We start from the raw sequence: 1685 nt of genomic DNA, 5'->3' as shown, positions 1-1685 counted from the left end.
GTCCGCGCCCTGGCGCACTGGACGACGGCCGGAGCGGGCGCACGTCAGGAGGGGAGTGCGCCCGCCCCCGCCATCGGCCTGACCGCCGCCCGCCGCGCGCTCCGCGTCACCGCCGCCGAGCCCTACCTGCCGCCGACCGGACCTGCGTTCGTGGCCGCCTTCACCCCGGTCGCGAACATCGCCGTCGGCAACGAGACGCCCTGGGGCGTGGGCCCGGAACTGGAGCAACTGCTCCCCGGCACCGTCACCCGTGCCTACGGCCGTGACCAGGCCGAGCGGGACGGTACCGGCGCATTGATCGCAAATGTGCTCGACGCGGCGGCGGACCGTAGGATCGTCGCAGTGATCCGTGATGTCCACCGTCACCCCTGGATGGCCGACGCGCTGGACGCCCTGCTCACCGCCCGCCCGGACACGGTCGTGGTGGAGATGGGGGTACCGCAGTCCTCGCCCGCCGGGGCTCTGCACATCGCGACCCATGGCGCCGCCCGTGTCTGCGGTCGGGCCGCCGCGGAGGTCATCGCCGGCAAGGAGGCCGACGACTGAACGCCGCGGAACACACGCAACACCAACTGGAGGCACCCAGCATGTCCGCCACGACCGGTCGGATCATGTCCGGCGAGATGGCCGAGCAGCCCGCCGTCCTGCGCCGCATCCTCAGCGAGGGCGCACCGAAGATCCGTGAGGTCGCCGAGCAGATCGCGGCCAGGAACCCGCGGTTCGTGCTGCTCACCGCACGCGGCACCTCGGACAACGCCGCGCTGTACGCCAAGTACCTGCTGGAGGTCCAGCTGGGCAAGCCCTGCGGCCTCACCTCCATGTCCACCACCACCGCCTACGGCGCGAAGCCGGACCTGACGGACTGCCTGGTGATCACCGTCAGCCAGTCCGGTGGCTCCCCGGACCTGGTCGCCTCCACCCAGGCCGCCCGGGACGCCGGCGCCATCACCCTGTCGGTGACCAACAACGCCGACTCGCCGCTCGCCGCCGTCAGCGAGTTCCACATCGACGTGCTCGCCGGCCCGGAGAAGGCGCTGCCCGCCACGAAGACGTACACCGCCGAACTGCTGGCGCTGTACCTCTTCGTCGACGGCATGCGCGGCGGTGACGGCGTCGACCGGGCGAAGGTGCTGCCCGACCTGGCGGAGCAGATCCTCGCCCGGCAGGACGAGGTGAAGCAGCTGGCGGGCCGCTACCGGTTCGCCGAGCGCATGGTGCTCACCTCTCGCGGCTACGGCTATCCGACGGCGAAGGAGGCCGCGCTGAAGCTGATGGAGACCAGCTACATCCCGGCGCTCTCCTACTCCGGTGCCGACCTGCTGCACGGCCCGCTGGCCATGGTCGACAACGTCTCGCCCGTCATCGCGATCGTCACCGACGGCAAGGGCGGGCAGGCGCTCCAGCCGGTGCTCGACCGTCTCAAGGACCGCGGCGCGGACCTCGTCGTCGTCGGGCCGAAGGCCCAGGTCGACGGGGCGTCCGCCGGCTTCGTGCTGCCCACCGACGGGGTCGTCGAGGAGCTCCAGCCGATCCTGGAGATCCTTCCCCTCCAGATGCTGGCCTACGAGGTGACGATCGCCCGCGGTCAGGACCCGGACGCGCCCCGGGCCCTCGCGAAGGTCACCGAGACGCGCTGACCGACCGGTCCCCGAGCCCGGGGCCGCCTCCTACCGGGGGGCGGCCCC

At 72.4% G+C, this 1685-nt stretch carries 1 protein-coding gene and 1 pseudogene; both read left to right on the top strand.

The features are described from left to right. Positions 1-546 (top strand): annotated as a pseudogene (locus tag ACYVE9_RS25745) (glycoside hydrolase family 3 protein); the annotation flags it as partial. 41 nt (positions 547-587) lie between these two features. Further along, positions 588-1637: an SIS domain-containing protein gene (locus ACYVE9_RS25740; RefSeq protein WP_461030297.1), complete on the top strand. Its 1050-nt coding sequence runs from the start codon at positions 588-590 to the stop codon at positions 1635-1637. Positions 1638-1685 lie beyond the last annotated feature (48 nt).

It is taken from the genome of Streptomyces sparsus (assembly GCF_054776295.1).
Note: the sequence above shows the minus strand (reverse complement) of the source record. Positions and strands in the feature narration are given on the sequence as shown.